This window comes from Enterobacter sp. E20, assembly GCF_000801755.2.
GTDB lineage: Bacteria > Pseudomonadota > Gammaproteobacteria > Enterobacterales > Enterobacteriaceae > Enterobacter > Enterobacter asburiae_B.
In genome coordinates this window covers 4501931-4528791 of sequence record NZ_CP012999.1, presented here as the reverse complement: position 1 = coordinate 4528791, position 26861 = coordinate 4501931, and the positions used below count along the sequence as shown (strand labels likewise).

Here is a 26861-nt window from a genome sequence, read left to right as displayed (position 1 = left end):
TGCATTGATCACGGTCGGTGGAAATCACGCAGCCGGAGTGAGGTGTGCTAAGATGCGATGACTTGAGGTCAAAAAAACGAAAGGAAGAATGATGGACTCACTGGCTTCGCTTTATAAAAATCATATCGTTACCCTACAGGAACGTACCCGCGATGTACTGGCCCGCTTTAAGCTGGATGCGCTGCTGATCCACTCCGGCGAGCTGATGAATACCTTTCTGGATGACCACGCTTATCCGTTTAAGGTGAACCCGCAGTTTAAAGCCTGGGTGCCGGTGACTCAGGTTCCAAATTGCTGGCTGCTGGTGGATGGCGTGAACAAGCCGAAACTGTGGTTCTACCTGCCGGTCGATTACTGGCACAACGTAGAACCGCTGCCGACCTCTTTCTGGACGGAAGAGATTGATGTGATTGCACTGCCGAAAGCGGACGGCATTGGCAGCCAGCTGCCTGCCGCGCGGGGCAACATCGCCTATATTGGCCCTGTTCCGGAGCGCGCGCTGGGTCTGGATATTCCGGCAGACAAACTCAATCCGAAAGGCGTGCTGGATTACCTGCACTATTACCGCGCGTATAAAACCGACTACGAACTTTACTGCATGCGTGAAGCGCAAAAAACGGCGGTGAACGGTCACCGTGCCGCGCATGAAGCGTTCCAGTCCGGCATGAGCGAGTTCGATATCAACCAGGCCTATCTGACCGCGACAGGCCACCGTGATACCGACGTGCCGTACAGCAATATCGTCGCGCTGAATGAGCACGCGTCTGTGCTTCACTACACCAAACTGGATCACCACGTACCGTCGGAGCTGCGCAGCTTCCTGCTTGACGCAGGCGCCGAGTACAACGGTTACGCGGCCGACCTGACCCGTACCTGGGCGGCGAATGCGGATACCGATTTCGCGCAGCTGATTAAAGACGTAAACGATGAACAGCTGGCGCTGATTGGCACCATGAAGGCGGGAACCAGCTATGTGGATTACCACATCCAGTTCCATCAGCGCATCGCAAAACTGCTGCGTAAACATCAGATTGTGAAAGACATGAGCGAAGAGGCGATGGTCGAGAACGATCTGACCGGGCCATTCATGCCGCACGGTATCGGCCACCCGCTAGGCCTGCAGGTTCACGACGTTGCGGGCTTTATGCAGGATGATACCGGGACGCACCTGGCGGCACCGTCTAAATATCCTTACCTGCGCTGCACCCGTATTCTGGAGCCGCGTATGGTGTTGACGATTGAACCGGGGATCTACTTTATCGAATCCCTGCTGGCGCCGTGGCGTGAAGGCCAGTTCAGCAAACACTTCAACTGGGAAAAAATTGACGCGCTGAAGCCGTTTGGCGGTATTCGCATCGAAGATAACGTGGTGGTTCACGAAAACGGTATCGAGAATATGACGCGAGACCTGAAGCTGGCCTGATGGAAAGCTGGCTGATACCGGCTGAACCGGTCACCTTTGTTGAGGAAATCAAGAAAAGCCGCTTTATTACGCTGCTGGCGCATACCGACGGCGTAGAGGCGGCAAAGGCGTTTGTCGAGTCCGTTCGGGCTGAGCATCCTGACGCGCGTCACCACTGCGTGGCGTGGGTGGCAGGGCCGCCGGACGATTCACAACAGCTGGGGTTTTCCGATGACGGTGAACCGGCGGGCACGGCCGGTAAACCCATGCTTTCGCAGCTGATGGGCAGCGGCGTGGGTGAAATTACCGCCGTGGTGGTGCGCTACTACGGCGGCATCCTGTTAGGCACGGGTGGGCTGGTAAAAGCCTATGGCGGCGGAGTTCAGCAGGCACTGAATATGCTCACAACTACCCGCAAAACGCCGCTCACCGAATATACTTTGTTGTGCGATTACGCTCAGCTATCGGGCATTGAAACGCTGCTCAAACAGTTTAACGGCGTCATCGCGCACAGTGAATATCAGGCAATGGTGCAATTACGCGTGGCGCTTCCGCAGGCGGAGCTGGCTGCTTTTTCAGCAAAACTGGCTGATTTTAGTCGTGGTTCGTTGCAATTGCTGCCGATTGAAGAATAATCCCCACCTCACTTTTTTGAATACCAAAGGAAGCGGCAGAGATGCATTTTCGTGCCATAACCCGAATCGTTGGACTGCTGGTCATACTCTTTTCCGGGACGATGATTCTCCCAGGACTGGTGGCGCTTATCTACCGGGACGGCGCGGGGCGGGCATTTACCCAGACCTTCTTTGTCGCGCTGGCGATCGGCTCGCTGCTGTGGTGGCCAAACCGTCGTCAGAAAGGTGAGCTGAAATCTCGCGAAGGATTTCTGATTGTGGTCCTGTTCTGGACGGTGCTGGGGAGCGTCGGTTCGCTGCCCTTTATCTTCTCTGAACAGCCTAACCTGAGCATCACGGATGCCTTTTTTGAATCGTTCTCCGGTTTAACAACCACCGGGGCGACGACGCTGGTGGGGCTGGATTCACTCCCGCACGCCATTCTCTTTTATCGCCAGATGCTGCAGTGGTTCGGGGGGATGGGGATCATCGTCCTGGCAGTGGCTATTCTTCCTATTCTGGGCGTTGGCGGCATGCAGCTTTATCGCGCCGAAATGCCCGGGCCGCTGAAAGATAATAAAATGCGCCCGCGTATTGCCGAGACGGCGAAAACCCTCTGGCTTATCTATGTATTACTGACGGTGGCATGTGCGCTGGCGCTATGGTTTGCCGGGATGCCGGCTTTCGACGCCATCGGACACAGCTTTGCGACGATCGCGATCGGCGGGTTCTCCACCCATGATGCCAGCGTCGGCTACTTCGACAGTCCAACGATTAACACCATTATTGCCATTTTCCTGCTGATTTCAGGCTGTAACTATGGCCTGCACTTCTCTTTACTGAGCGGGCGCAGCCTGAAAGTGTACTGGCGTGACCCTGAGTTCCGCATGTTCATTGGCGTCCAGCTGACGCTGGTGATCATCTGTACCCTGGTGCTGTGGTTCCATGATGTCTACAACTCCGCGCTGACCACGCTAAATCAGGCGTTCTTCCAGGTGGTATCGATGGCGACGACCGCCGGGTTTACCACGGACAGCATCGCGCGCTGGCCTCTGTTCCTGCCGGTGCTGCTGTTATGCTCGGCATTTATCGGGGGCTGTGCGGGTTCTACGGGCGGTGGCCTGAAGGTGATTCGTATTCTGCTGCTGTTTAAGCAGGGGAACCGTGAGCTGAAGCGTCTGGTCCACCCGAACGCGGTTTACAGCATCAAACTCGGGAACCGCGCGCTGCCGGAACGTATCCTCGAAGCGGTGTGGGGATTCTTCTCGGCGTATGCGCTGGTGTTTATCGTCAGTATGCTGGCGATTATCGCGACGGGGGTGGATGATTTCTCCGCCTTTGCGTCCGTCGTAGCGACATTGAATAACCTCGGGCCCGGCCTGGGCGTTGTGGCGGATAACTTTGCCAGCATGAACCCGGTCGCGAAATGGATCCTCATCGCCAATATGCTGTTTGGTCGTCTTGAGGTCTTTACGCTGCTGGTGCTGTTCACTCCTACATTCTGGCGCGAGTAAGGAGCCGTTGATGAAAACATTGATTCTTTTCTCTACGCGAGACGGACAAACGCGTGAGATTGCCGCTTATCTGGCATCGGAATTAAAAGAGCTGGGTATTTACTCTGATGTGGTGAACCTGAACCGTGCGGAGCAGATAGCCTGGCAGGAGTACGATCGCGTGGTGATTGGCGCGTCAATTCGTTACGGGCATTTCCATCCGGCGCTGGATCGCTTTGTGAAAAAGCACACGGCGGTGCTCAACAAATTGCCAGGTGCGTTTTACTCGGTCAACCTGGTCGCACGTAAAGCCGAGAAGCGTACGCCGCAGACCAACAGCTACACGCGCAAGTTTTTACTCAGCTCGCCGTGGCAGCCAGACCTGTGCGCCGTCTTTGCCGGCGCGCTGCGTTACCCTCGCTACCGCTGGTATGACCGCTTTATGATCCGCCTGATTATGAAGATGACGGGGGGTGAAACCGATACGCGTAAAGAAGTGGTTTATACCGACTGGTCGCAGGTGGCCAGTTTTGCGCGGGAAATCGCACATTTAACGGGCGATTCGCGACATAAATAAGCGTTAAGTTTGAAAAGTGAGCGAACGAAAAGTTTTTTGTATTTTATGCTTGTCACGTCGGAATAACTCCCTATAATGCGCCTCCACTGACACGGAACAACGGCACGCACGCCGCCGGGTCAGCAGAGAAAAGCGAAATTAATCACTTGACTCTGAAGCGGGAAAGCGTAATATGCACACCCCGCGCCGCTGCGAAAAGCGAAGCGGCACTGCTCTTTAACAATTTATCAGACAATCTGTGTGGGCACTCAAAGTGACATGGATTCTTAACGTCGCAAGACGAAAAATGAATACCAAGTCTCTGAGTGAACATACGTAATTCATTACGAAGTTTAATTCACGAGCATCAAACTTAAATTGAAGAGTTTGATCATGGCTCAGATTGAACGCTGGCGGCAGGCCTAACACATGCAAGTCGAGCGGTAGCACAGAGAGCTTGCTCTCGGGTGACGAGCGGCGGACGGGTGAGTAATGTCTGGGAAACTGCCTGATGGAGGGGGATAACTACTGGAAACGGTAGCTAATACCGCATAATGTCGCAAGACCAAAGAGGGGGACCTTCGGGCCTCTTGCCATCAGATGTGCCCAGATGGGATTAGCTAGTAGGTGGGGTAACGGCTCACCTAGGCGACGATCCCTAGCTGGTCTGAGAGGATGACCAGCCACACTGGAACTGAGACACGGTCCAGACTCCTACGGGAGGCAGCAGTGGGGAATATTGCACAATGGGCGCAAGCCTGATGCAGCCATGCCGCGTGTATGAAGAAGGCCTTCGGGTTGTAAAGTACTTTCAGCGGGGAGGAAGGTGTTGAGGTTAATAACCTCAGCAATTGACGTTACCCGCAGAAGAAGCACCGGCTAACTCCGTGCCAGCAGCCGCGGTAATACGGAGGGTGCAAGCGTTAATCGGAATTACTGGGCGTAAAGCGCACGCAGGCGGTCTGTCAAGTCGGATGTGAAATCCCCGGGCTCAACCTGGGAACTGCATTCGAAACTGGCAGGCTAGAGTCTTGTAGAGGGGGGTAGAATTCCAGGTGTAGCGGTGAAATGCGTAGAGATCTGGAGGAATACCGGTGGCGAAGGCGGCCCCCTGGACAAAGACTGACGCTCAGGTGCGAAAGCGTGGGGAGCAAACAGGATTAGATACCCTGGTAGTCCACGCCGTAAACGATGTCGACTTGGAGGTTGTGCCCTTGAGGCGTGGCTTCCGGAGCTAACGCGTTAAGTCGACCGCCTGGGGAGTACGGCCGCAAGGTTAAAACTCAAATGAATTGACGGGGGCCCGCACAAGCGGTGGAGCATGTGGTTTAATTCGATGCAACGCGAAGAACCTTACCTACTCTTGACATCCAGAGAACTTTCCAGAGATGGATTGGTGCCTTCGGGAACTCTGAGACAGGTGCTGCATGGCTGTCGTCAGCTCGTGTTGTGAAATGTTGGGTTAAGTCCCGCAACGAGCGCAACCCTTATCCTTTGTTGCCAGCGGTTAGGCCGGGAACTCAAAGGAGACTGCCAGTGATAAACTGGAGGAAGGTGGGGATGACGTCAAGTCATCATGGCCCTTACGAGTAGGGCTACACACGTGCTACAATGGCGCATACAAAGAGAAGCGACCTCGCGAGAGCAAGCGGACCTCATAAAGTGCGTCGTAGTCCGGATTGGAGTCTGCAACTCGACTCCATGAAGTCGGAATCGCTAGTAATCGTAGATCAGAATGCTACGGTGAATACGTTCCCGGGCCTTGTACACACCGCCCGTCACACCATGGGAGTGGGTTGCAAAAGAAGTAGGTAGCTTAACCTTCGGGAGGGCGCTTACCACTTTGTGATTCATGACTGGGGTGAAGTCGTAACAAGGTAACCGTAGGGGAACCTGCGGTTGGATCACCTCCTTACCTTAAAGAACCTGCCTTTGTAGTGCTCACACAGATTGTCTGATGAAAAACAGCAGTAAAAATCTCTGCAGGCTTGTAGCTCAGGTGGTTAGAGCGCACCCCTGATAAGGGTGAGGTCGGTGGTTCAAGTCCACTCAGGCCTACCAAACTCCTTTTAAAGGATGAGCGGTACAGAGATTATAAACGATGGGGCTATAGCTCAGCTGGGAGAGCGCCTGCTTTGCACGCAGGAGGTCTGCGGTTCGATCCCGCATAGCTCCACCATCTTTTACTGCGAACCCAAGAAAACTTCAGAGTGAACCTGAAAAGGTGCACTGCGAAGTTTTGCTCTTTAAAAATCTGGATCAAGCTGAAAATTGAAACGACACATCTTAAATGGTGTGTTCGAGTCTCTCAAATTTTCGCAATCATGAAGTGAAACATCTTCGGGTTGTGAGGTTAAGCGACTAAGCGTACACGGTGGATGCCCTGGCAGTCAGAGGCGATGAAGGACGTGCTAATCTGCGAAAAGCGCCGGCGAGGTGATATGAACCTTTGACCCGGCGATGTCCGAATGGGGAAACCCAGTGCAATTCGTTGCATTATCGTTAACTGAATACATAGGTTAACGAGGCGAACCGGGGGAACTGAAACATCTAAGTACCCCGAGGAAAAGAAATCAACCGAGATTCCCCCAGTAGCGGCGAGCGAACGGGGAGCAGCCCAGAGTCTGAATCAGCTTGTGTGTTAGTGGAAGCGTCTGGAAAGTCGCACGGTACAGGGTGACAGTCCCGTACACGAAAATGCACAGGTTGTGAACTCGAAGAGTAGGGCGGGACACGTGGTATCCTGTCTGAATATGGGGGGACCATCCTCCAAGGCTAAATACTCCTGACTGACCGATAGTGAACCAGTACCGTGAGGGAAAGGCGAAAAGAACCCCGGCGAGGGGAGTGAAAAAGAACCTGAAACCGTGTACGTACAAGCAGTGGGAGCACCTTCGTGGTGTGACTGCGTACCTTTTGTATAATGGGTCAGCGACTTATATTCTGTAGCAAGGTTAACCGTATAGGGGAGCCGAAGGGAAACCGAGTCTTAACTGGGCGTTAAGTTGCAGGGTATAGACCCGAAACCCGGTGATCTAGCCATGGGCAGGTTGAAGGTTGGGTAACACTAACTGGAGGACCGAACCGACTAATGTTGAAAAATTAGCGGATGACTTGTGGCTGGGGGTGAAAGGCCAATCAAACCGGGAGATAGCTGGTTCTCCCCGAAAGCTATTTAGGTAGCGCCTCGTGAACTCATCTTCGGGGGTAGAGCACTGTTTCGGCTAGGGGGCCATCCCGGCTTACCAACCCGATGCAAACTACGAATACCGAAGAATGTTATCACGGGAGACACACGGCGGGTGCTAACGTCCGTCGTGAAGAGGGAAACAACCCAGACCGCCAGCTAAGGTCCCAAAGTCATGGTTAAGTGGGAAACGATGTGGGAAGGCACAGACAGCCAGGATGTTGGCTTAGAAGCAGCCATCATTTAAAGAAAGCGTAATAGCTCACTGGTCGAGTCGGCCTGCGCGGAAGATGTAACGGGGCTAAACCATGCACCGAAGCTGCGGCAGCGACACTTAGGTGTTGTTGGGTAGGGGAGCGTTCTGTAAGCCGTTGAAGGTGTGCTGTGAGGCATGCTGGAGGTATCAGAAGTGCGAATGCTGACATAAGTAACGATAAAGCGGGTGAAAAGCCCGCTCGCCGGAAGACCAAGGGTTCCTGTCCAACGTTAATCGGGGCAGGGTGAGTCGACCCCTAAGGCGAGGCCGAAAGGCGTAGTCGATGGGAAACAGGTTAATATTCCTGTACTTGGTGTTACTGCGAAGGGGGGACGGAGAAGGCTATGTTAGCCGGGCGACGGTTGTCCCGGTTTAAGCATGTAGGCGGAGGTTCCAGGTAAATCCGGTACCTTTTAACGCTGAGGTGTGATGACGAGGCACTACGGTGCTGAAGTAACAAATGCCCTGCTTCCAGGAAAAGCCTCTAAGCATCAGGTAACATCAAATCGTACCCCAAACCGACACAGGTGGTCAGGTAGAGAATACCAAGGCGCTTGAGAGAACTCGGGTGAAGGAACTAGGCAAAATGGTGCCGTAACTTCGGGAGAAGGCACGCTGATATGTAGGTGAAGCCCCTGCGGGTGGAGCTGAAATCAGTCGAAGATACCAGCTGGCTGCAACTGTTTATTAAAAACACAGCACTGTGCAAACACGAAAGTGGACGTATACGGTGTGACGCCTGCCCGGTGCCGGAAGGTTAATTGATGGGGTTAGCGGCAACGCGAAGCTCTTGATCGAAGCCCCGGTAAACGGCGGCCGTAACTATAACGGTCCTAAGGTAGCGAAATTCCTTGTCGGGTAAGTTCCGACCTGCACGAATGGCGTAATGATGGCCAGGCTGTCTCCACCCGAGACTCAGTGAAATTGAACTCGCTGTGAAGATGCAGTGTACCCGCGGCAAGACGGAAAGACCCCGTGAACCTTTACTATAGCTTGACACTGAACACTGGTCCTTGATGTGTAGGATAGGTGGGAGGCTTTGAAGCGTGGACGCCAGTCTGCGTGGAGCCAACCTTGAAATACCACCCTTTAATGGCTGGTGTTCTAACGTAGACCCGTGATCCGGGTTGCGGACAGTGTCTGGTGGGTAGTTTGACTGGGGCGGTCTCCTCCCAAAGAGTAACGGAGGAGCACGAAGGTTAGCTAATCCTGGTCGGACATCAGGAGGTTAGTGCAATGGCATAAGCTAGCTTGACTGCGAGAGTGACGGCTCGAGCAGGTGCGAAAGCAGGTCATAGTGATCCGGTGGTTCTGAATGGAAGGGCCATCGCTCAACGGATAAAAGGTACTCCGGGGATAACAGGCTGATACCGCCCAAGAGTTCATATCGACGGCGGTGTTTGGCACCTCGATGTCGGCTCATCACATCCTGGGGCTGAAGTAGGTCCCAAGGGTATGGCTGTTCGCCATTTAAAGTGGTACGCGAGCTGGGTTTAGAACGTCGTGAGACAGTTCGGTCCCTATCTGCCGTGGGCGCTGGAGAATTGAGGGGGGCTGCTCCTAGTACGAGAGGACCGGAGTGGACGCATCACTGGTGTTCGGGTTGTCATGCCAATGGCACTGCCCGGTAGCTAAATGCGGAAAAGATAAGTGCTGAAAGCATCTAAGCACGAAACTTGCCCCGAGATGAGTTCTCCCTGACCCTTTAAGGGTCCTGAAGGAACGTTGAAGACTACGACGTTGATAGGTCGGGTGTGTAAGCGCAGCGATGCGTTGAGCTAACCGATACTAATGAACCGTGAGGCTTAACCTTACAACGCCGAAGCTGTTTCGGCGAAGAGAGAGACAGGATTTTCAGCCTGATACAGATTAACAGAATTTGCCTGGCGGCTTTAGCGCGGTGGTCCCACCTGACCCCATGCCGAACTCAGAAGTGAAACGCCGTAGCGCCGATGGTAGTGTGGGGTCTCCCCATGTGAGAGTAGGGAACTGCCAGGCATCAAATAAGTGAAGAGGCCATCCGAAAGGATGGCCTTTTTGCGTTTATACGCTGCACAAACTAATCCCCCAACGCCCTGCTTATACGGTAAACTACCTGCGTTTTTGCATCAGGATAGCGTCTATGAACCACTCCCTTAAGCCCTGGAATACCTTTGGCATTCAACGCAATGCTAAACAAATTGTACGTGCCGATACTGCACAGCAACTGCTGGATGCATGGCAAAGCGCAACTGAAAATAACGAACCCGTACTGATTCTGGGCGAAGGAAGTAATGTCCTGTTTCTCGATGATTTTGCGGGAACGGTGATCGTTAACCGCATCATGGGAATTGATGTGGAAGAGCGTGCCGACAGCTGGCACCTGCACGTGGGGGCCGGAGAAAACTGGCATCATCTGGTGCAATTCACCCTCGAAAAAGGGATGCCGGGCCTGGAAAACCTTGCGCTTATTCCAGGCTGCGCCGGATCGTCACCTATTCAAAACATCGGCGCCTACGGCATCGAACTGAAACATGTCTGCGAATATGTCGACTGCATCGAACTGGCGACCGGAACGTCAAAGCGTTTAACGGCGGAACAGTGCCGGTTTGGCTATCGTGACAGTATCTTCAAACATGAATATCAGGATCGCTACGTGATTGTTGCCGTGGGCCTGCGCCTGTCGAAGGACTGGCAGCCCGTGTTGACCTACGGGGATTTAACGCGTCTCGATCCGGCTACCGTAACCGCCCGCGACGTTTTTGATTCCGTTTGCCATATGCGGATGACCAAACTTCCCGATCCAAAAGTAAACGGAAACGCAGGAAGTTTCTTCAAAAACCCGGTTATCAGCAGCGAAAATGCAAAAGTCTTTCTTGAAGGATGGCCAGCCGCACCACATTACCCTCAGGCGGATGGCAGCGTGAAGCTTGCCGCGGGATGGCTTATCGATCAATGCCAGCTAAAAGGCACTTCAGTAGGCGGTGCTGCCGTTCACCAGCAGCAGGCTCTTGTGCTGATTAATCAGCGCGATGCAACCAGCGATGATGTTGTACAGCTGGCTCATTATGTTCGTCAGCGTGTGGGCGAAAAATTTAACGTCTGGCTGGAGCCAGAAGTTCGCTTCATTGGCTGCACAGGTGAAGTTAATGCCGTGGAGGCTATCGCGTGAAGGACAATACCGTTCCCTTAACCCTGATTAGCATCCTTGCTGACGGTGAGTTTCATTCTGGCGAGCAGCTGGGTGAGCAGCTTGGCATGAGCCGTGCTGCTATCAATAAACATATCCAGACGCTTCGCGACTGGGGTGTTGATGTGTTCACGGTTCCCGGAAAAGGCTACAGCCTGCCGGAACCGATTCAATTGCTGAATGAAGAAGCGATCCGCAGCCAGATCGGACACGGCAATGTTGCGGTGCTGCCGGTGATTGATTCGACGAACCAGTATCTTCTGGATCGTCTGCCTGAGCTGAAATCCGGCGATGCCTGCGTTGCTGAATATCAACAGGCCGGTCGCGGCCGTCGCGGTCGCAAATGGTTTTCGCCATTTGGCGCTAACCTCTATCTGTCCATGTACTGGCGACTCGAGCAGGGCCCGGCCGCTGCCATTGGTCTGAGTCTGGTCATCGGCATCGTCATGGCGGAAGTGCTGCACGATCTCGGGGCGGATAAAGTACGCGTTAAATGGCCTAATGACCTCTACCTCAACGATCGTAAACTTGCCGGTATTCTGGTCGAACTGACGGGAAAAACGGGCGATGCGGCGCAAATAGTCATCGGCGCAGGCCTCAACATGGTAATGCGCAATGTACAAAATGATGTGGTGAATCAGGCCTGGACTAACCTCCAGGAGGCGGGGATCGTCATCGATCGCAACACCCTTGCCGTGCGTATGATTAAAGAGTTGCGCAGTTCACTCACGCTTTTTGAGCAGGAAGGGCTGGCATCGTTCCTGTCTCGTTGGGAAAAGCTGGATAACTTTATCAACCGCCCGGTGAAATTGCTGATTGGTGATAAAGAGATCTACGGAACTTCCCGCGGTATTGACGCACAGGGCGCGCTGCTCCTGGAGCAGGATGGCGTGATCAAACCCTGGATGGGTGGTGAGATTTCACTGCGAAGTGCCGAATAACCGGATCGAGTTAATTATGCGAAAACCCGTGTGCGCAACGCTGGCCGTCATGATGAGTCTGCTGTTCTCGCCTCTCTCTCATGCGGATCGGGCCTGGGAGAGTTACAAGGCCCGCTTTTTCAAACCGGAAGGCCGCATTGTTGATACCGGTAATGGCGGCGTTTCGCATACGGAAGGTCAGGGTTTTGCCATGCTGATGGCGGTGGCCAACGACGATAAAGCCACGTTCGATAAGCTCTGGCAATGGACAGACAGTCAGCTGAAGAACAAAGAAAATGGTCTGTTTTACTGGCGCTATAATCCCGCAGAGTCCAACCCGGTCGCCGACAAAAACAACGCTGCCGATGGCGACGTGCTGATTGCCTGGGCGTTGCTGAAAGCCGACGCCCGCTGGCATGACAAGCGCTACAGCGCCGCATCGGATGCAATTACCAAAGCACTGATTGACCACAGCGTGATCCGCTATGCCGGTTACCGCGTGATGCTGCCCGGCGTCCAGGGGTTTAAGCTTGAGGGTGAAGTGGTCCTTAATCCTTCCTATTTCGTGTTTCCAGCCTGGCAGGCCTTCTCCAGACGCAGTCATTTGCCGGTCTGGCGCGATTTGATTAAGGACGGGAAACGCCTGCTGGGGAAAATGGGTTCGGGTAAAGCGAATCTGCCCACTGATTGGGTTTCACTGGCATCAGGTGGCAAGCTGGCACCTGCTAAAGGCTGGCCGCCGCGAATGAGCTATGACGCGATTCGTGTTCCGCTGTACGTCGCCTGGTCTGATAAGCAAAGCCCGCTGCTGACGCCGTGGAAGGCCTGGTTCGGACAGTTTCCCCGGGAACAAACGCCCGCCTGGGTTAACGTCACGACCAACGAATATGCGCCCTACATGATGGAAGGCGGCCTGCTGGCTGTACGTGATTTCACGATGGGGCAGTCTTCCGGAGAACCCGAAATTACCTCTAAAGACGACTACTATTCGGCAAGTCTGAAAATGCTGGTGTGGATCGCCCAGCAATAATGTCGACATTATCCCTCTCCCCGATGGGGAGAGGGACGTCGTCATACCGTGTTACTGCGGATACGGTACCCAATCCCCGCCGTTCAGGCGAACGTACGGTTTGTTCTGATACTGAATGACGACCGCGTTAGCGTTTTCTGAGACTTCTGCGGTTTGCGGCAGGTTACTGGTGAGCTGATCCCAGTTCACGCTATCCTCCACAAACAGCTTCCCGTCAACGGCGCGGGCAACCAGCTCTGAGATCGCCAGATAGCTGGTTGGCTGTGTAATCTCAATCGGTGCGCCCTGATGCGGTGCCTTCATCCCAAAGAATTTAATGCCTGCAGGCACGTTGGTGATGGACGGGCTTGGGATATCACGCAGACCCGACACCTGCATTCTGTCACCTTTCAGCGCACCACCGTGCTCAGGTACCACAACCACCATCACTTTACGGCCCGATTTTTCCAGCTCTGTGAAGAACGCGTCCAGCTCGTCAAAGAACTTCTGCGCACGCACTTTATAATCAGCCGTTTTGCTCACGCCCGGGAAATGGTTACCGTCGTGGAGCGGCAGGGTGTTAAAGAACGTCGCGCTGCGTGGATTGCTGTCTTTTTCGATGGTCTGAAGCCAGCGCTGCAGGACGGCAGTATCGTCATAAACGGGCGAACCGTCGAAGCCCAGCAGAGAGACGGGAAGACCGGTTTGATCCATCAGCGGTGCCTGCATACCACCCTGTTCGCGCACCTCTTTCAGGAAGTTACCGAACTGGCCGTTATGCCCCAGCATCAGGTGTTGCGTAAAGCCCAGTTTTGCGAGGTTATCGAACAGATAACACTGGTTGCCGGCGGGTTGATACAGGTTTTTATGCGATGTCTGACCACAGCTTGCACGCAGCAGGCGGATCGCCGCCGGGCCGCTGTACGAGGTGGCAGAGTTGAAATCTTTAAACTGAATATCGAAGTGTGACCACAGCGGATGAGACATCAAACCGGCGGCGTCCACGTCGGCCCAGGAGAGAGAGCAGATGTTGATCACCAGCAGTTCAAACGGCTGAGCATCCGCCGGCAGCGCATCCGGGAATTTAGTCTGTCGCTTGTCTTCCGCGGTATAGAAACTGGAGAGCCAGGCGTTCAGGTTGGTAGAGGTCGGCGGTGCGGTCTGGGTTGGGATATCGCCCACCACAGGCGTATCGCCTGCCGTTGTGACGGTTGCCGCCGCGCTTCCCCCTGTGGTGGTCACCGTGGTGGTCGGTTGACCGGCAGGCCACAGGGAAAAGTTCGGCCCAGCCAGCGTCAGCACGTTAAGCCAGATCATAATCGCGACGACAAACACCGTGACGCGGATCCACTGTGACAGGAACAGCCAGGCAACCAGCAGCACAAATACCGCGCCAATCATCTGCCAGTTAATAAAGCGCTCGGTCAGATCGAGGACATAGCTGGCGCTAAAGCCCGCCACCTGCGACCCCTGGCTCATAATGCTGTCCGGCCCCGGTAGCCAGGTATCATGCCAGAACAGCGCAAAGCCGACAGGTATAGCGACCCAGTGGCGCAAGCGATGTAGCCTGATATTCGGCAGCGGCATCAGCAGGAAGGCCATAAACACCAGGTTGAGAAGGGGATGGAAATTCAGATAGCCTGCCCACAGCAGGCCAAACTTCACCAGAAAGTAGAAGTTCCAGCCGGAAAGGCCGCGCCAGTATTGCCAGAGCGGCGAGGGTGACGAAGCGGTATAGGTAGAATTAGTCATGTTTTCGGTCTGCCTTGACGTGTGATGCCCGTGTCAGTGTTCCGGCTGGTTTTACATAGCGAGGTTTAATAAAAAGCACTCTGGCCGTATCACGGATACGGCGGATGGAATGGCGCGCATAGTAGCCAAGCGGGAAAAAGATCAGCGCACAGAATATAACCAGTTGAATGATATCGCTGATGTTCATGATGATGCGTTCTCCGCGTTGTCTGTTAATAAGCGAAGGGGTTCCGGAACCCGACGCCAGACGTGTCCATCATGCCTGGCATTGAGGATCGGTTTGGCATCGCTCTTGATAGCGAGCGGCTTAACCCATTGTTCAGGCTGGAGCGCACGCATCTGAACCAGCTCCGCGCTAATCGTATTATCTTCGAACCAAATCATACGGTTCGAGAAAATATCCCCTGTAGGCAGAGGGAAGATGTGGTTAAGCGCCGTATCGAGATCGTTTACCCGGCAGAAGGACAAAAACAGCACCAGACGATTGTCGCCAATGGTCATGATGTCCCCTGTACGGTTCGGGCGACATAAGGTGAGAGCCTGTTCAACGCGAATACCCGGTACAGGACGCAGGGCAACCATGACCCCTTTTCCGTCTGCAGGAAGAAGCGTGTTGCTCATCATGTTGCCCACGGCGTCGCAGAAGGTATCCCATTTTTGGTACCCACGCAGCTTCATCGGCTGCGTCATGGAGAGCAGCGTGGAAATATCTTCCGGTACGTGGCGGCTAAACTGCTGGCCCTGAACGCTTTCGATAAGCGTCAGGCAGCGTGACAACGGCGCATTCCATGGAATAACCATATTGGCGCCGCAGCCGAGAAGCAGGCGCTCATCGGTGGCGCGCAGGCTGGTATTATTTTCGCGCACGATGATTTTCAACGCACTGCCGCGCTGGCGGCGTAAGGTGTGGATTTGTCGTGCCAGCGTCTCAATCTGGTTATTCTGCATCAGCGAGAAAATAAGGGTTGCCGCCTGGGTTGTGCGGGCTTCATGGAAAAGGGCTTCGTTAGATTCAAACAGCGTCCAGTTTTCCGACAGGGCGGGTGCCCCCTCTAAAACCGCGATATGGCTCAGGATGCGTTTTTCATCACTGCGCGGCTGTACCACGGTTTCTTCCTGCTGCGCCAGGTGCCACTCGCCCTCAATATGTTTCAGCGTAAGCTGTTGCCTGGCGCTCACGCCTTTTTCATTACACCAGAATGCAATATCGTAGAGATAGCTGCCTGCCTGGTCACGAACGCTTGCCAGACCGAACAGAGAGCGATATTCGGCCATTAAAAGTGAGAACAGCTTGTCATTATTACTGCCGGGATTGACTATCAATAGCGTGCAATTTTGAAATTTTGCCCATTTATTGATTTTTTCCAGCCAGGGCAGCAGTTTTTCAGCGGGCATATTTTGCAGGACGTTATTTGCGCATTTCAGAATCACTAAATAGTGATCCGGATCAATAGAGCACTGAACGTCGCGGGACAAAAAGTATAGACTATCGGCTTCCGATGTCATGGAAAATAATCGCACCGTCTGGGGGCCGCGACCACTTTCAAGCGTAATAATTTTCTTCGGATCTTCGCCCATGCTAATGACGGCCACGCGGGAATCCTTATCCTGAGCAGCAATTGTCTGGTTTACCAGACTGATAGCATCTTCATTACGGTCCGTATTAATCCACCAGACTCCTCCGACTGGCATGTGGCTCAATTCGTCCCATAATGACTGGATGCCAATAGAAAATATGGAGTCCACGGTGTCCCTCTTTTCGTCTAATTTATCTGTATCTCAGTTTACTAGCGAAAGCGTAGAAATAAACCTAACATTGAAATTAAAGAACATCAGATTTAGCATGTAAATGAAATTTGTCAGGGCAGGAAGCCCCGCAACTTCTTTAGCGTGCGATTTTCCTTAAAGGGATGGAAAAAGAATGGATAATAACGAACCTGGAACCCCAGTCGACTCGACTCTGGGTTACACATTCCAAAACGATTTTCTGGCGCTGACGCAGGCCTTTTCTTTACCTGAAATAGATTACACCGATATTTCCCAGCGGGAACAGTTGGCCGCGGCTATTAAACGCTGGCCGTTATTAGCTGAATTCGCCCATCAACAATAAGGGAGCCATTGATGGCCATACTCGGATTACAGGGTGTCCGTGGCGGTGTGGGTACCACATCAGTTACCGCGGCGCTGGCGTGGTCATTACAGCTTTTAGGTGAATCGGTGCTGGTTATTGACGCCTGCGCCGATAATTTGTTGCGTATGTCGTTTAACGTCGACTTTTCTCGTGAAGAGGGCTGGGCCCGGGCACTGCTTGATGATAAAGACTGGCAGGATGCAGGGATGCGCTATACCTCCCAGCTCGATCTGCTGCCGTTTGGACAACTGAGCACCACGGAACGCGAGAATGAAGCCGCGTATCAGCGCCTGTTTTCGCAGTTCACGCTGGCGCTGCAAACCCTGAAAGAAAAGGGGCACTACAAGTGGATCCTGCTGGATCTGCCGCACGGCGCCGGCACGCTGACCCGACAGCTAATCGCCCAATGCGATCATATACTTTCCATCGTCAACGTCGATGCGAACTGCCATATCCGCCTGCATCAGCAGGGGCTGCCTCAGAACGCTCATCTTCTGATTAACGATTTGCGCATTGGCAGCCAGATCCAGGACGATCTGTATCAGGTCTGGCTGCAAAGCCAGCGCCGTCTGCTTCCCATTGTCATCCATCGTGATGAGGGGATGGCGGAATGCCTAGCGTCTAAGCAACCGCTCGGCGAATACCGCAGCGATTCACTGGCGGCAGAAGAGATCCTGACGCTGGCTAACTGGTGTCTGCTGAACTTCGCCAACAGGGCGGAGCATGCAGGGAGTTCTGTATGAGTCGTCTCGCCAGCTGGTTACTCATCCCACCGGTCAGTTCGCGTTTGAGCGAACATTACCGGCATTTCCGCCGGCACGGTGCTTCGGCATTTAGCGCCGCGCTCGGCTGTTTTTGGATGATTCTGGCCTGGATGTTTATTCCACTCGAACACCCGCGCTGGCAGCGCATACGTGCCCGGCACAGTGAGCTATATCCGCATATTAATCCCAATCGGCCGCGTCCTTTGGATCCGGCGCGCTATCTCATTCAGGCCATCTGGCTGGTGGTCACGTCATCCCGCTCAGAGAAAATAACGCCGCACTGGCGCAGCTTCTCCCGCGTCCAGCAGTTACGTGAGCGCTACCACCAGTGGCTGGACAGACTGCCCAACAGCGTAAGCGATAAGACCAGCCATCTGGATAACCACAAAGAGCTCGGGCATCTCCACCCGGGCCTGCGGCGTTTTATCCTCGGCGTGATCGTCGTGTTCTCGCTCATTCTGGCGCTGGTCTGTATTACGCAACCTTTCAACCCTCTGGCGCAGTTCACCTTCCTGATCCTGCTGTGGGGCGTGGCGCTGCTGGTCCGCCGTATTCCGGGCCGCTTCTCGGCGCTGATGCTGATTGTGCTGTCGTTGACCGTCTCCTGTCGCTACATCTGGTGGCGTTATACCTCAACCCTGAACTGGGACGACCCGGTCAGCCTGGTGTGCGGCCTGGTGCTGCTGTTTGCCGAAACCTACGCCTGGATCGTGCTGGTGCTGGGCTATTTCCAGGTCATTTGGCCGCTCAACCGCCAGCCGGTTCCGCTGCCTAAAGACACCGCGCAGTGGCCGTCTGTTGATCTCTTTGTACCGACCTATAACGAAGATCTGAGCGTGGTGAAAAACACCATTTATGCCGCGCTGGGCATCGACTGGCCGAAAGACAAGCTCAAGGTCTGGATCCTGGATGACGGCAACCGTCCGGCGTTCCGCCAGTTCGCAGAGGAGGTCGGCGTCGAGTACATCGCCCGTCCGACTCACGAGCATGCGAAAGCCGGGAACATCAACAACGCGTTGAAGTATGCCACAGGGGAGTTTGTCTCGATCTTTGACTGCGACCACGTGCCGACGCGCTCGTTCCTGCAGATGACCATGGGCTGGTTCCTGAAGGAGAAAGAGCTGGCGATGATGCAGACGCCGCACCACTTCTTCTCGCCGGATCCGTTTGAACGTAACCTTGGCCGCTTCCGCAAAACCCCGAACGAAGGCACGCTATTCTATGGCCTGGTGCAGGACGGAAACGACATGTGGGATGCCACCTTCTTCTGCGGCTCGTGTGCGGTTATCCGCCGTAAGCCGCTGGATGAAATTGGCGGTATCGCCGTCGAAACGGTCACTGAAGATGCGCACACCTCTCTGCGCCTGCACCGTCGTGGCTATACCTCTGCGTATATGCGTATTCCGCAGGCTGCCGGTCTGGCAACGGAGTCACTGTCGGCGCACATTGGTCAGCGTATTCGCTGGGCGCGCGGCATGGTGCAGATCTTCCGTCTCGATAACCCACTGATTGGTAAAGGGCTCAAGCTGGCGCAACGTCTCTGCTACGTCAACGCCATGTTCCACTTCTTATCCGGTATCCCGCGGCTGATCTTCCTGACCGCGCCGCTGGCGTTCCTGCTCCTTCACGCTTATATCATTTACGCCCCGGCGCTGATGATTGCGCTGTTTGTTCTGCCGCACATGATCCACGCGAGCCTGACGAACTCGAAGATACAGGGTAAATACCGCCATTCCTTCTGGAGTGAAATCTACGAAACGGTGCTGGCCTGGTATATCGCACCGCCGACGATGGTGGCGCTGATTAACCCGCACAAAGGGAAATTTAACGTCACCGCCAAGGGCGGCCTGGTGGAAGAGGAGTACGTCGACTGGGTGATCTCCCGTCCGTATATCTTCCTGGTATTGCTGAATATCGTTGGCGTCATCGCCGGTATCTGGCGTTACTTCTACGGCCCGGAAAACGAAATCCTGACCGTCTTTGTGAGTATGGCCTGGGTCTTCTACAACCTGATTATCCTCGGCGGCGCGGTGGCGGTGTCGGTGGAGAGCAAGCAGGTTCGTCGTGCGCATCGCGTTGAAATCTGCATGCCTGCGGCGATCGCCCGTGAAGATGGCCATCTCTTCTCCTGTACCGTGCACGACTTCTCTGACGGTGGCCTGGGGATCAAAATCAACGGCCAGGCGAAGGTGCTGGAAGGCCAGAAAGTTAACCTGCTGCTTAAGCGCGGTCAGCAGGAGTATGTCTTCCCGACGCAGGTTGTGCGCGTGGCGGGCAATGAAGTCGGTTTGCAGCTGATGCCGTTGACCAAAAAGCAACATATCGATTTTGTGCAGTGTACGTTTGCCCGCGCGGATACGTGGGCTCTCTGGCAGGACAGCTTCCCGGAAGATAAACCTCTGGAAAGCCTGCTGGATATTCTGAAGCTGGGGTTCCGTGGCTATCGTCACCTTGCAGAATTCGCCCCGTCGTCGGTGAAATTAATTTTCCGGTCACTTACTTCGCTGGTTTCCTGGGTCGTGTCGTTCATTCCTCGTCGTCCTGAGCGGGATGAGGCGAAGCAGGCGGACCCGGTTATGGCTCAACAATGATGATAACGCGATGAAAACAAAACTTTCCTGGTTATGTGCAGTGGCAATGGGGATGAATGTCCTCCCCGCAACAATGGCTAACGCAGCTCCTGGTAACGCAGCGGCAACGCCTGCGCCAACGGTACCTGTCGTCGCGCAAGCAACCGATCCGGTTGTCACCGCGGCACCTGGTCAAACAGAAAATATCATGCCGAACCAGCCAACGGAGGGGAACACCCTGCCGGCAGACGGCCAGGTCATCGGGCAGGTGATGCCGGGCGTCCGGGGGGCGAATGCGCCCGTCGTCGCAGACAATGCGCCGTCGCGGGACGTGAAGCTGACCTTCGCGCAAATTGCACCGCCTCCGGGCAGTATGGTGCTGCGCGGCATCAACCCTAACGGCGGCATTGAGTTTGGCATGCGTAGCGATGAGGTCGTTTCTAATGCGGTGCTGAACCTGGAATACACGCCGTCGCCGTCTCTGCTGCCGACGCAGTCCCAGCTGAAGGTCTACCTGAATGATGAGCTGATGGACGTACTGCCGGTCACCAAAGAGCAGCTGGGCAAGAAAACCCAGGCGCAGGTGCCGATCAACCCGCTGTTCATCACCGACTTTAACCGTATCCGTCTGGAATTTGTCGGCCACTACCGCGATGTCTGCGAAAACCCGGCCAGCAACACGCTCTGGATGGACGTCGGGCGTAACTCCTCGCTGCAGATGACCTACCAGTCGCTGGCGCTGAAAAACGATCTCTCGGCATTCCCGGTTCCATTCTTCGATCCGCGTGATAACCGTCCGCTCACGCTGCCGATGGTGTTTGCATCATCCCCGGACGTGACCGAGCAGCTAGCGGCCACCATTGTGGCGTCCTGGTTTGGTTCACGTGCTGGCTGGCGTGGACAGAGCTTCCCAGCGATGTATGACAAACTGCCGGACAGAAATGCCATTGTGTTTGCGACCAACGCGAAACGCCCGGCCTTCCTGCGCGATCATCCGGACGTCAAAGCGCCGACCGTTGAGATGATAAGCCACCCGGAAAACCCGTACGTGAAGCTGCTGGTGGTGTTTGGCCGTGATGATAAAGATCTGGTGCAGGCCGCAAAAGCGATTGCCCAGGGCAACGTCCTTTTCCGTGGCAACAGCGTTGTAGTGGATGAGGTCAAACCGCTGCTGGCGCGTAAACCTTATGATGCGCCAAACTGGGTGCGTACCGACCGTGCGGTGACATTTGGCGAACTGAAAACCTATGAAGAACAGCTGCAGGCGACGGGGCTTGAGCCAGCACCGATTAGCCTGTCACTGAATCTGCCGCCGGATCTGTATCTGCTGCGTACCAACGGCATTGATATCAATCTGAACTACCGTTATACCGCGCCAGCGACCAAAGACAGCTCGCGCATGGATATCAGCCTGAACAACCAGTTCCTGCAATCGTTCAGCCTGCAAAGCACGCAGGATACTAACCGCCTGATGCTTCGCCTGCCGGTGTTGCAGGGGCTGCTGGACGGTAAAACGGATGTCTCCATTCCGGCACTGAAGCTGGGCGCGATAAACCAGCTGCGCTTTGACTTCCAGTACATGAACCCGACGCCTGGCGGTTCGGCGGAAAACTGCATCACCTTCCAGCCCATACAGAACCACGTTGTTATTGGCGATGAGTCGACCATCGACTTCTCGAAGTACTATCACTTCCTGGCGATGCCGGATCTGCGCGCCTTTGCTAACGCAGGTTTCCCGTTCAGCCGCATGGCCGATCTCTCTGAGTCCATCGTTGTGATGCCAAAAGCGCCAAGCGAAGGGCAGGTCACGACCCTGCTGGATACCATGGCGACCGTTGGGGGACAGACGGGATTACCGGCGATTAACGTCACGTTGACGGACGATGGCAGCCAGATCCAGAACAAAGATGCTGACATCATGGTGATCGGTACCATTCCGGATAAGCTGAAGGATGACAAACGTATCGATCTGCTGGTGAAAGCGGCCCAGTCCTGGGTTAACACGCCGCTGCGCCAGACCGAGTTCCCGAGCATTATGCCGGATATGAACGACCGTCAGGCCAGCGCGCAGACGACGGTAACGTCTCAGGGGGCAATGGCCGCGGTGGTGGGCTTCCAGTCACCTTACAACGAACAGCGTAGCGTGGTGGCTCTTCTGGCGGACAGCCCGCGCGGGTATGAACTGCTCAATACGGCCATGAACGACAGCGGTAAACGTGCCGCGATGTTTGGATCCGTGTCGGTGATCCGTGAGTCCGGCGTCAATAGCCTGCGCGTGGGCGACGTGTACTACGTGGGCCATCTGCCGTGGTTCGAACGCCTGTGGTATGCGCTGGCTAACCATCCGGTTCTGCTCGCCATCCTGGCGGCGGTCAGCGTGGTCTTGCTGGCATGGGTGCTGTGGCGTCTGCTGCGTATCATCAGCCGTCGTCGCCTGAACCCGGATGAGTAAGATGTGATGAAAGCCTTTCGCTGGTGTGCATTAGCAGCGTTGATGCTGGCGGCGCTTCCTCTTCGCGCCGCCTGTACCTGGCCTGCCTGGGAGCAGTTTAAAAAGGATTACATCAGTGAGGGCGGGCGTGTCGTTGATCCCAGCGACACGCGCAAAATTACGACCTCTGAAGGGCAAAGCTACGCCTTGTTCTTTGCCCTTGCGGCGAACGATCGCAGCGCGTTTGACCAGCTGCTGACCTGGACGCGCGATAATCTTGCCAGCGGCAATCTCAACGACCATCTGCCCGCCTGGCTATGGGGCCAGAAAGATAAAGAGACGTGGGCGGTGATTGATACCAACTCCGCCTCTGACGCCGATGTCTGGATCGCCTGGTCTCTGCTCGAAGCGGGTCGGTTGTGGAAACATCCGGACTATACCCGCACGGGTAAGGCGCTGCTGAAACGCATTGTCAGTGAGGAAGTGGTGAAAGTGCCGGGGCTCGGCGCAATGCTGCTTCCCGGTAAAGTCGGTTTTGCCGATGAAAACGTCTGGCGTTTTAACCCCAGCTATCTTCCTCCGCAGTTAGCGAGTTATTTCACGCGCTTTGGTCCCCCGTGGACCCAGCTTCGTGAAACCAATCAGCGTCTGCTGCTGGAGAGCGCGCCGAAAGGGTTTTCGCCGGACTGGGTTCAGTATCAGAAAAACAAAGGCTGGCGGTTACAGCAGGATAAATCGCTGGTGGGCGGCTACGACGCCATCCGCGTTTATCTCTGGGTGGGAATGATGAGTGATAAAGATCCTCAGAAAGCCCGGCTGCTGACGCGCTTCCAGCCGATGGCGGCAAAGACAATGAAACGGGGTGTGCCGCCGGAGAAAGTGGATGTGGCGACGGGTAAACGCACCGGGAATGGCCCGGTCGGGTTCTCTGCCGCCATGCTGCCGTTTTTACAACAACGTGATGCCCAGGCGGTTCAGCGCCAGCGCGTTGCAGACCATTTTCCCGATAACAATGCCTATTACAGCTACGTGCTGACTCTCTTTGGGCAAGGATGGGATCAGCATCGTTTTCGCTTCACCGCAAAAGGTGAATTAATACCGGATTGGGGCCAGGAATGCGCAAGTTCACAGTAAATCTACTCACTTTATCGCTTGGCCTGGCACTGATGCCGATGGCTGAGGCCGCCAACTCTCCGCAGCAGAAACAGCTGCTGGAACAGGTTCGGCTGGGCGAATCGACACAGCGTGAGGATTTGGTTCGTCAGTCGCTTTATCGTCTTGAGCTGATTGACCCGAACAACCCTGACGTCATTGCCGCACGCTTTCGCTACCTGCTGCGCCAGGGCGATAACGCCGGTGCGCAAAAAGAGCTGGATCGTCTGAAAGGGATCGCGCCGGGCTCAAGTGCGTACCAGTCATCACGCAACACGATGCTGCTGTCCACGCCGGATGGCCGCCAGCAGCTCCAGCAGGCGCGTTTGCTCGCCACCACGGGACACACGCAGGAGGCGATTGCAGCCTATGATAAGCTGTTTGACGGCAACCCGCCGGGCGGCGACGTGGCGACGGAATACTGGAATGTGGTCGCGAAAGATCCTGCTCGCCGGAATGCGGCCATTAACCAGCTCAAGAAAATCAACACCAGCAGCCCCGGAAATACACAGCTGCAGGCGACGCTGTCCCAGCTTTTGTTCCAGAGTGGACGCCGTGACGAAGGCTTTGCGGTATTGCAGGAGATGGCTAAATCGACCAACGGGCGCAGCCAGGCGTCTGATATGTGGTATGACCAAATCAAAGGCCAGCCTGCCAGCAGCGCCAGCGTCAGCGCGCTGCAAAAATACCTGAGCGTATTCAGTGACGGCGATAGCGTCGCGGCGGCGCGTGCCCAGCTCGAAGAACAGCAAAAACAGCTCGCTGACCCGGCGTTCCGCGCGAAAGCGGAAGGGCTGGCGGCGGTGGATGCCGGGCAGGGAAGTAAGGCGGTCGCGGAACTGCAAAAAGCCGTCAGCGCCAACCATGCCGACAGTGAAGCGGTGGGCGCCCTTGGCCAGGCTTATTCCCAGAAAGGCGACCGCGCCCGCGCGGTGGCGCAGTTTGAAAAGGCAATTGCCCTCGATCCCCAGAGCGATAACCGGGGTAAATGGGACAGTCTGCTGAAGGTCAACCGCTACTGGCTGCTGATCCAGCAGGGCGATGCGGCCCTGAAGGCGAATAATCCTGCGCAGGCGGAGCGTTACTATCAGCAGGCGCGCAGTATCGACAATACCGACAGTTATGCCGTGCTGGGGCTGGGCGATGCCGCCGCGGCGCGTAAAGATAATGACGCGGCGGAACGTTACTATCGCCAGGCGCTGCGTATGGACAGCGGCAACAGCAATGCGGTCCGCGGCCTGGCTAATATTTACCGCGCGCAGTCCCCGGAGAAGGCCTCGCAGTTTATCCAGTCTCTCTCCGCCAGCCAGCGCCGGAGCATTGATGATATTGAACGCAGTCTGACCAACGAGCAGCTCTCCGCTCAGGCAGAACAGCTGGAAAATCAGGGAAAATACGCCCAGGCGGCAGAGATTCAGCGCCGTCGTCTGGCGCTCTCTCCCGGCGACGTTTGGATAACCTATCGTCTCTCGCGCGATCTCTACAGCGCGGGTCAGCGCAGCCAGGCGGATACCCTTATGCGTCAGCTTGCCAGCCAGAAACCGACCGATCCGGATCAGGTGTACGCCAGCGGGCTCTATCTTTCCGGCAACGATCAGGACCGCGCCGCGCTGGCGCATCTGGACACGCTGCCGCGCAGCCAGTGGAACGGCAATATTCAGGAGCTTGCCGACCGCCTGCAAAGCAATCAGGTGCTGGAAACCGCCAACCGTCTGCGCGACAGCGGAAAAGAGCAGGAGGCGGAAAACCTTCTGCGTCAGCAGCCGACCTCCACCCGCATCGACCTGACGCTGGCTGACTGGGCGCAGCAGCGTGGCGATCTGGCGTCGGCGAAAACGACGTATAACGCCGTTCTGCAGCGTGAACCGCAGAACGAAGACGCGATCCTCGGCCTGACCGAGATTTACAGCGCGCAGGGCGACAAAGATGCCGCGCGCGCAGAGCTGGCGAAACTGCCCGCCGCGCAAAACGGCCAGCCGCTGTCGCTCAACATGCAGCGCCGGATCGCGATGGCGCAGGCAGGTCTGGGCGATTCCGCTGCCGCAGAACAGACCTTCAACAAAATCATTCCGCAGGCTAAATCGCAGCCCGGCTCCATGGAAAACGCGCTGGTGTTACGTGATGCCGCGCGTTTCCAGGCGCAAAACGGTCAGCCTCAGCAGGCGCTGGAAACCTATAAAGACGCGATGGTGTCGACGGGCATCACCACGACGCGTCCGGCCGACAACGACAGTTTCACTCGTCTGACGCGTAACGATGAAAAAGACGACTGGCTGAAGCGCGGCGTGCGCAGCGATGCCGGTGACTTGTACCGTCAGCAGGATGTTAACGTCACGCTGCAGCACGACTACTGGGGCTCCAGCGGCACGGGCGGCTATTCTGACCTGAAAGCGCACACTACCATGCTGCAGGTGGATGCTCCGCTGTCTGACGGGCGCATGTTCTTCAGAAGCGATCTGGTCAACATGGACGCCGGTTCATTTGATAACAATAACGGGACTTACGATCCAAAATGGGGGACCTGCTACGAAACGCCGTGTAGCGGCAACACCCATCAGTCCGACAATGGCGCAAGCGTCGCCGTCGGCTGGCAGAATAAAACCTGGGCGATGGATATTGGCACCACGCCAATGGGCTTTGACGTCGTCGACGTGGTGGGCGGCATCAGCTACAGCAGCGATCTGGGCCCCATCGGCTATACCGTTAACGCCCATCGCCGCCCCATCTCCAGCTCTCTGCTGGCGTTCGCCGGGCAAAAAGATACCAACACCGGCACCACCTGGGGCGGCGTACGTGCCACCGGTGGCGGCGTAAGCATGAGCTATGACAAAGGGGAAGCGAACGGCGTCTGGTCAAGCCTGAACGCGGAAACGCTGACGGGTAAAAATGTGGAAGATAACTGGCGCGTCCGCTGGATGACGGGTTACTACTACAAGCTCATTAATAAAAACAACGAGCGCCTGACGGTTGGCGTCTCCAATATGCTCTGGCACTACGACAAAGACCTGAGCGGTTATACCCTGGGTCAGGGCGGCTACTACAGCCCGCAGGAGTATGTCTCCTTCGCACTGCCGGTGACCTGGCGTAAACGCACGGAGAACTGGTCCTGGGAGCTGGGCGGCTCGGTGTCCTGGTCTCACTCGAAAACCAAAGACGAACTGCGCTACCCGATCCAGAATCTGATCCCGACCGATGAGCCAGACCGCTATACCGACCGGGGCGTGATGGAAACCGGCAGCAGCTCCTCTGGCACGGGTTATACCGCGCGGGCCATTATCGAACGCCGCGTAACGTCCAACTGGTTTGTGGGCATGGGCGTGGATATTCAGGAAGCGAAAGACTATACCCCAAGCCATGCGCTGATCTATGTGCGTTACTCTGCTGCAGGCTGGCAGGGCGATATGGACTTACCGCCGCAGCCGCTCATCCCTTACGCGGACTGGTAATCGGATTAT

General features: G+C 55.6%; 16 protein-coding genes, 2 tRNA genes and 3 rRNA genes. 18 read left to right on the top strand and 3 right to left on the bottom strand.

What is annotated here, in order from left to right; translation table 11 throughout:
* The first annotated feature begins 91 nt into the window (after positions 1 to 91).
* From pepQ to NI40_RS21120, 12 genes are all read left to right on the top strand, one after another.
* Positions 92 to 1423: a Xaa-Pro dipeptidase gene (pepQ, locus tag NI40_RS21180; protein ID WP_039264243.1), complete on the top strand. Its 1332-nt coding sequence runs from the start codon at positions 92 to 94 to the stop codon at positions 1421 to 1423.
* Positions 1423 to 2037, top strand: coding sequence for an IMPACT family protein (locus tag NI40_RS21175; protein ID WP_033146883.1), 615 nt, complete (start codon positions 1423 to 1425; stop codon positions 2035 to 2037). Before pepQ ends, NI40_RS21175 begins: the two co-directional genes overlap by 1 nt.
* 41 nt (positions 2038 to 2078) lie before the next feature.
* Positions 2079 to 3530 (top strand): Trk system potassium transporter TrkH, encoded by a 1452-nt coding sequence (gene trkH, locus NI40_RS21170; protein ID WP_023309600.1) that lies wholly within the window; start codon positions 2079 to 2081, stop codon positions 3528 to 3530.
* A gap of 10 nt (positions 3531 to 3540) precedes the next feature.
* Positions 3541 to 4086: a menaquinone-dependent protoporphyrinogen IX dehydrogenase gene (gene hemG / locus NI40_RS21165; protein WP_029739672.1), complete on the top strand. Its 546-nt coding sequence runs from the start codon at positions 3541 to 3543 to the stop codon at positions 4084 to 4086.
* Positions 4087 to 4440: 354 nt separating this feature from the next.
* A 16S ribosomal RNA gene (locus NI40_RS21155) occupies positions 4441 to 5980 on the top strand.
* A 69-nt stretch (positions 5981 to 6049) separates the two neighbouring features.
* Positions 6050 to 6126 (top strand) — tRNA-Ile (locus NI40_RS21150).
* Positions 6127 to 6168: 42 nt separating this feature from the next.
* Positions 6169 to 6244 (top strand) — tRNA-Ala (locus NI40_RS21145).
* 172 nt (positions 6245 to 6416) lie between these two features.
* Positions 6417 to 9321 (top strand): 23S ribosomal RNA (locus NI40_RS21140).
* A gap of 69 nt (positions 9322 to 9390) precedes the next feature.
* Positions 9391 to 9506: ribosomal RNA gene (rrf, locus tag NI40_RS21135) — 5S ribosomal RNA — on the top strand.
* Together the 16S, 23S and 5S rRNA genes with 2 tRNA genes alongside form the textbook arrangement of a ribosomal RNA operon.
* Before the next feature lie 124 nt (positions 9507 to 9630).
* Positions 9631 to 10659 carry a UDP-N-acetylmuramate dehydrogenase gene (gene murB / locus NI40_RS21130; RefSeq protein WP_039263026.1) on the top strand — a complete coding sequence of 343 codons (1029 nt, stop codon included), beginning with the start codon at positions 9631 to 9633 and terminating at the stop codon, positions 10657 to 10659.
* Positions 10656 to 11618, top strand: a complete 963-nt coding sequence (birA, locus tag NI40_RS21125; protein ID WP_033146880.1) for a bifunctional biotin--[acetyl-CoA-carboxylase] ligase/biotin operon repressor BirA — start codon at positions 10656 to 10658, stop codon at positions 11616 to 11618. The genes murB and birA overlap by 4 nt, the downstream gene beginning before the upstream one ends.
* A 16-nt stretch (positions 11619 to 11634) precedes the next feature.
* The gene (locus tag NI40_RS21120) at positions 11635 to 12627 is read left to right on the top strand and encodes a glycosyl hydrolase family 8 (protein WP_032662115.1); all 993 of its coding nucleotides are present in this window, start codon (positions 11635 to 11637) and stop codon (positions 12625 to 12627) included.
* Between the two features lie 51 nt (positions 12628 to 12678).
* Here the strand turns inward: NI40_RS21120 and bcsG are convergent, their stop codons facing one another.
* Genes bcsG through bcsE form a run of 3 tightly spaced genes read right to left on the bottom strand, consistent with a single transcriptional unit; the run spans position 12679 to position 16104 of the window.
* The gene (gene bcsG / locus NI40_RS21115) at positions 12679 to 14358 is read right to left on the bottom strand and encodes a cellulose biosynthesis protein BcsG (protein WP_033146878.1); all 1680 of its coding nucleotides are present in this window, start codon (positions 14356 to 14358) and stop codon (positions 12679 to 12681) included.
* Positions 14351 to 14548, bottom strand: a complete 198-nt coding sequence (bcsF, locus tag NI40_RS21110) for a cellulose biosynthesis protein BcsF (protein ID WP_024908822.1) — start codon at positions 14546 to 14548, stop codon at positions 14351 to 14353. The genes bcsG and bcsF overlap by 8 nt, the downstream gene beginning before the upstream one ends.
* Entirely contained in the window at positions 14542 to 16104 is a 1563-nt protein-coding gene (bcsE, locus tag NI40_RS21105) for a cellulose biosynthesis c-di-GMP-binding protein BcsE (protein WP_039263027.1), read from the bottom strand. The genes bcsF and bcsE overlap by 7 nt, the downstream gene beginning before the upstream one ends.
* A gap of 175 nt (positions 16105 to 16279) precedes the next feature.
* Between bcsE and bcsR the strand changes: the two genes are divergently transcribed.
* From bcsR to bcsC, 6 genes are read left to right on the top strand one after another with little or no spacing between them, the layout of a single operon-like run.
* On the top strand, positions 16280 to 16468 hold the full coding sequence (gene bcsR, locus NI40_RS21100) for a cellulose biosynthesis protein BcsR (protein WP_008503237.1): 189 nt from the start codon (positions 16280 to 16282) through the stop codon (positions 16466 to 16468).
* Between the two features lie 11 nt (positions 16469 to 16479).
* Positions 16480 to 17232, top strand: a complete 753-nt coding sequence (bcsQ, locus tag NI40_RS21095) for a cellulose biosynthesis protein BcsQ (protein WP_029740463.1) — start codon at positions 16480 to 16482, stop codon at positions 17230 to 17232.
* Positions 17229 to 19844 carry a UDP-forming cellulose synthase catalytic subunit gene (gene bcsA, locus NI40_RS21090; RefSeq protein ID WP_029740462.1) on the top strand — a complete coding sequence of 872 codons (2616 nt, stop codon included), beginning with the start codon at positions 17229 to 17231 and terminating at the stop codon, positions 19842 to 19844. Before bcsQ ends, bcsA begins: the two co-directional genes overlap by 4 nt.
* A gap of 10 nt (positions 19845 to 19854) precedes the next feature.
* Complete coding sequence (gene bcsB, locus NI40_RS21085) at positions 19855 to 22275, top strand: cellulose biosynthesis cyclic di-GMP-binding regulatory protein BcsB (RefSeq protein ID WP_052206749.1); 2421 nt, start codon at positions 19855 to 19857, stop codon at positions 22273 to 22275.
* A 6-nt stretch (positions 22276 to 22281) separates the two neighbouring features.
* A complete protein-coding gene (bcsZ, locus tag NI40_RS21080; protein ID WP_033146873.1) occupies positions 22282 to 23388 on the top strand; it encodes a cellulose synthase complex periplasmic endoglucanase BcsZ in 1107 nt (368 codons plus the stop codon).
* The gene (bcsC, locus tag NI40_RS21075) at positions 23370 to 26852 is read left to right on the top strand and encodes a cellulose synthase complex outer membrane protein BcsC (RefSeq protein ID WP_039263029.1); all 3483 of its coding nucleotides are present in this window, start codon (positions 23370 to 23372) and stop codon (positions 26850 to 26852) included. Before bcsZ ends, bcsC begins: the two co-directional genes overlap by 19 nt.
* Positions 26853 to 26861: the final 9 nt, after the last annotated feature.

Coding starts and splice junctions, on each gene's coding strand:
- pepQ (WP_039264243.1), top strand. CDS start 92: ATGGACTCACTGGCTTCGCTTTATAAAAATCATATCGTTACCCTACAG.
- NI40_RS21175 (WP_033146883.1), top strand. CDS start 1,423: ATGGAAAGCTGGCTGATACCGGCTGAACCGGTCACCTTTGTTGAGGAA.
- trkH (WP_023309600.1), top strand. CDS start 2,079: ATGCATTTTCGTGCCATAACCCGAATCGTTGGACTGCTGGTCATACTC.
- hemG (WP_029739672.1), top strand. CDS start 3,541: ATGAAAACATTGATTCTTTTCTCTACGCGAGACGGACAAACGCGTGAG.
- murB (WP_039263026.1), top strand. CDS start 9,631: ATGAACCACTCCCTTAAGCCCTGGAATACCTTTGGCATTCAACGCAAT.
- NI40_RS21120 (WP_032662115.1), top strand. CDS start 11,635: ATGCGAAAACCCGTGTGCGCAACGCTGGCCGTCATGATGAGTCTGCTG.
- bcsG (WP_033146878.1), bottom strand. CDS start 14,358: ATGACTAATTCTACCTATACCGCTTCGTCACCCTCGCCGCTCTGGCAA.
- bcsR (WP_008503237.1), top strand. CDS start 16,280: ATGGATAATAACGAACCTGGAACCCCAGTCGACTCGACTCTGGGTTAC.
- bcsQ (WP_029740463.1), top strand. CDS start 16,480: ATGGCCATACTCGGATTACAGGGTGTCCGTGGCGGTGTGGGTACCACA.
- bcsA (WP_029740462.1), top strand. CDS start 17,229: ATGAGTCGTCTCGCCAGCTGGTTACTCATCCCACCGGTCAGTTCGCGT.
- bcsB (WP_052206749.1), top strand. CDS start 19,855: ATGAAAACAAAACTTTCCTGGTTATGTGCAGTGGCAATGGGGATGAAT.
- bcsZ (WP_033146873.1), top strand. CDS start 22,282: ATGAAAGCCTTTCGCTGGTGTGCATTAGCAGCGTTGATGCTGGCGGCG.
- bcsC (WP_039263029.1), top strand. CDS start 23,370: ATGCGCAAGTTCACAGTAAATCTACTCACTTTATCGCTTGGCCTGGCA.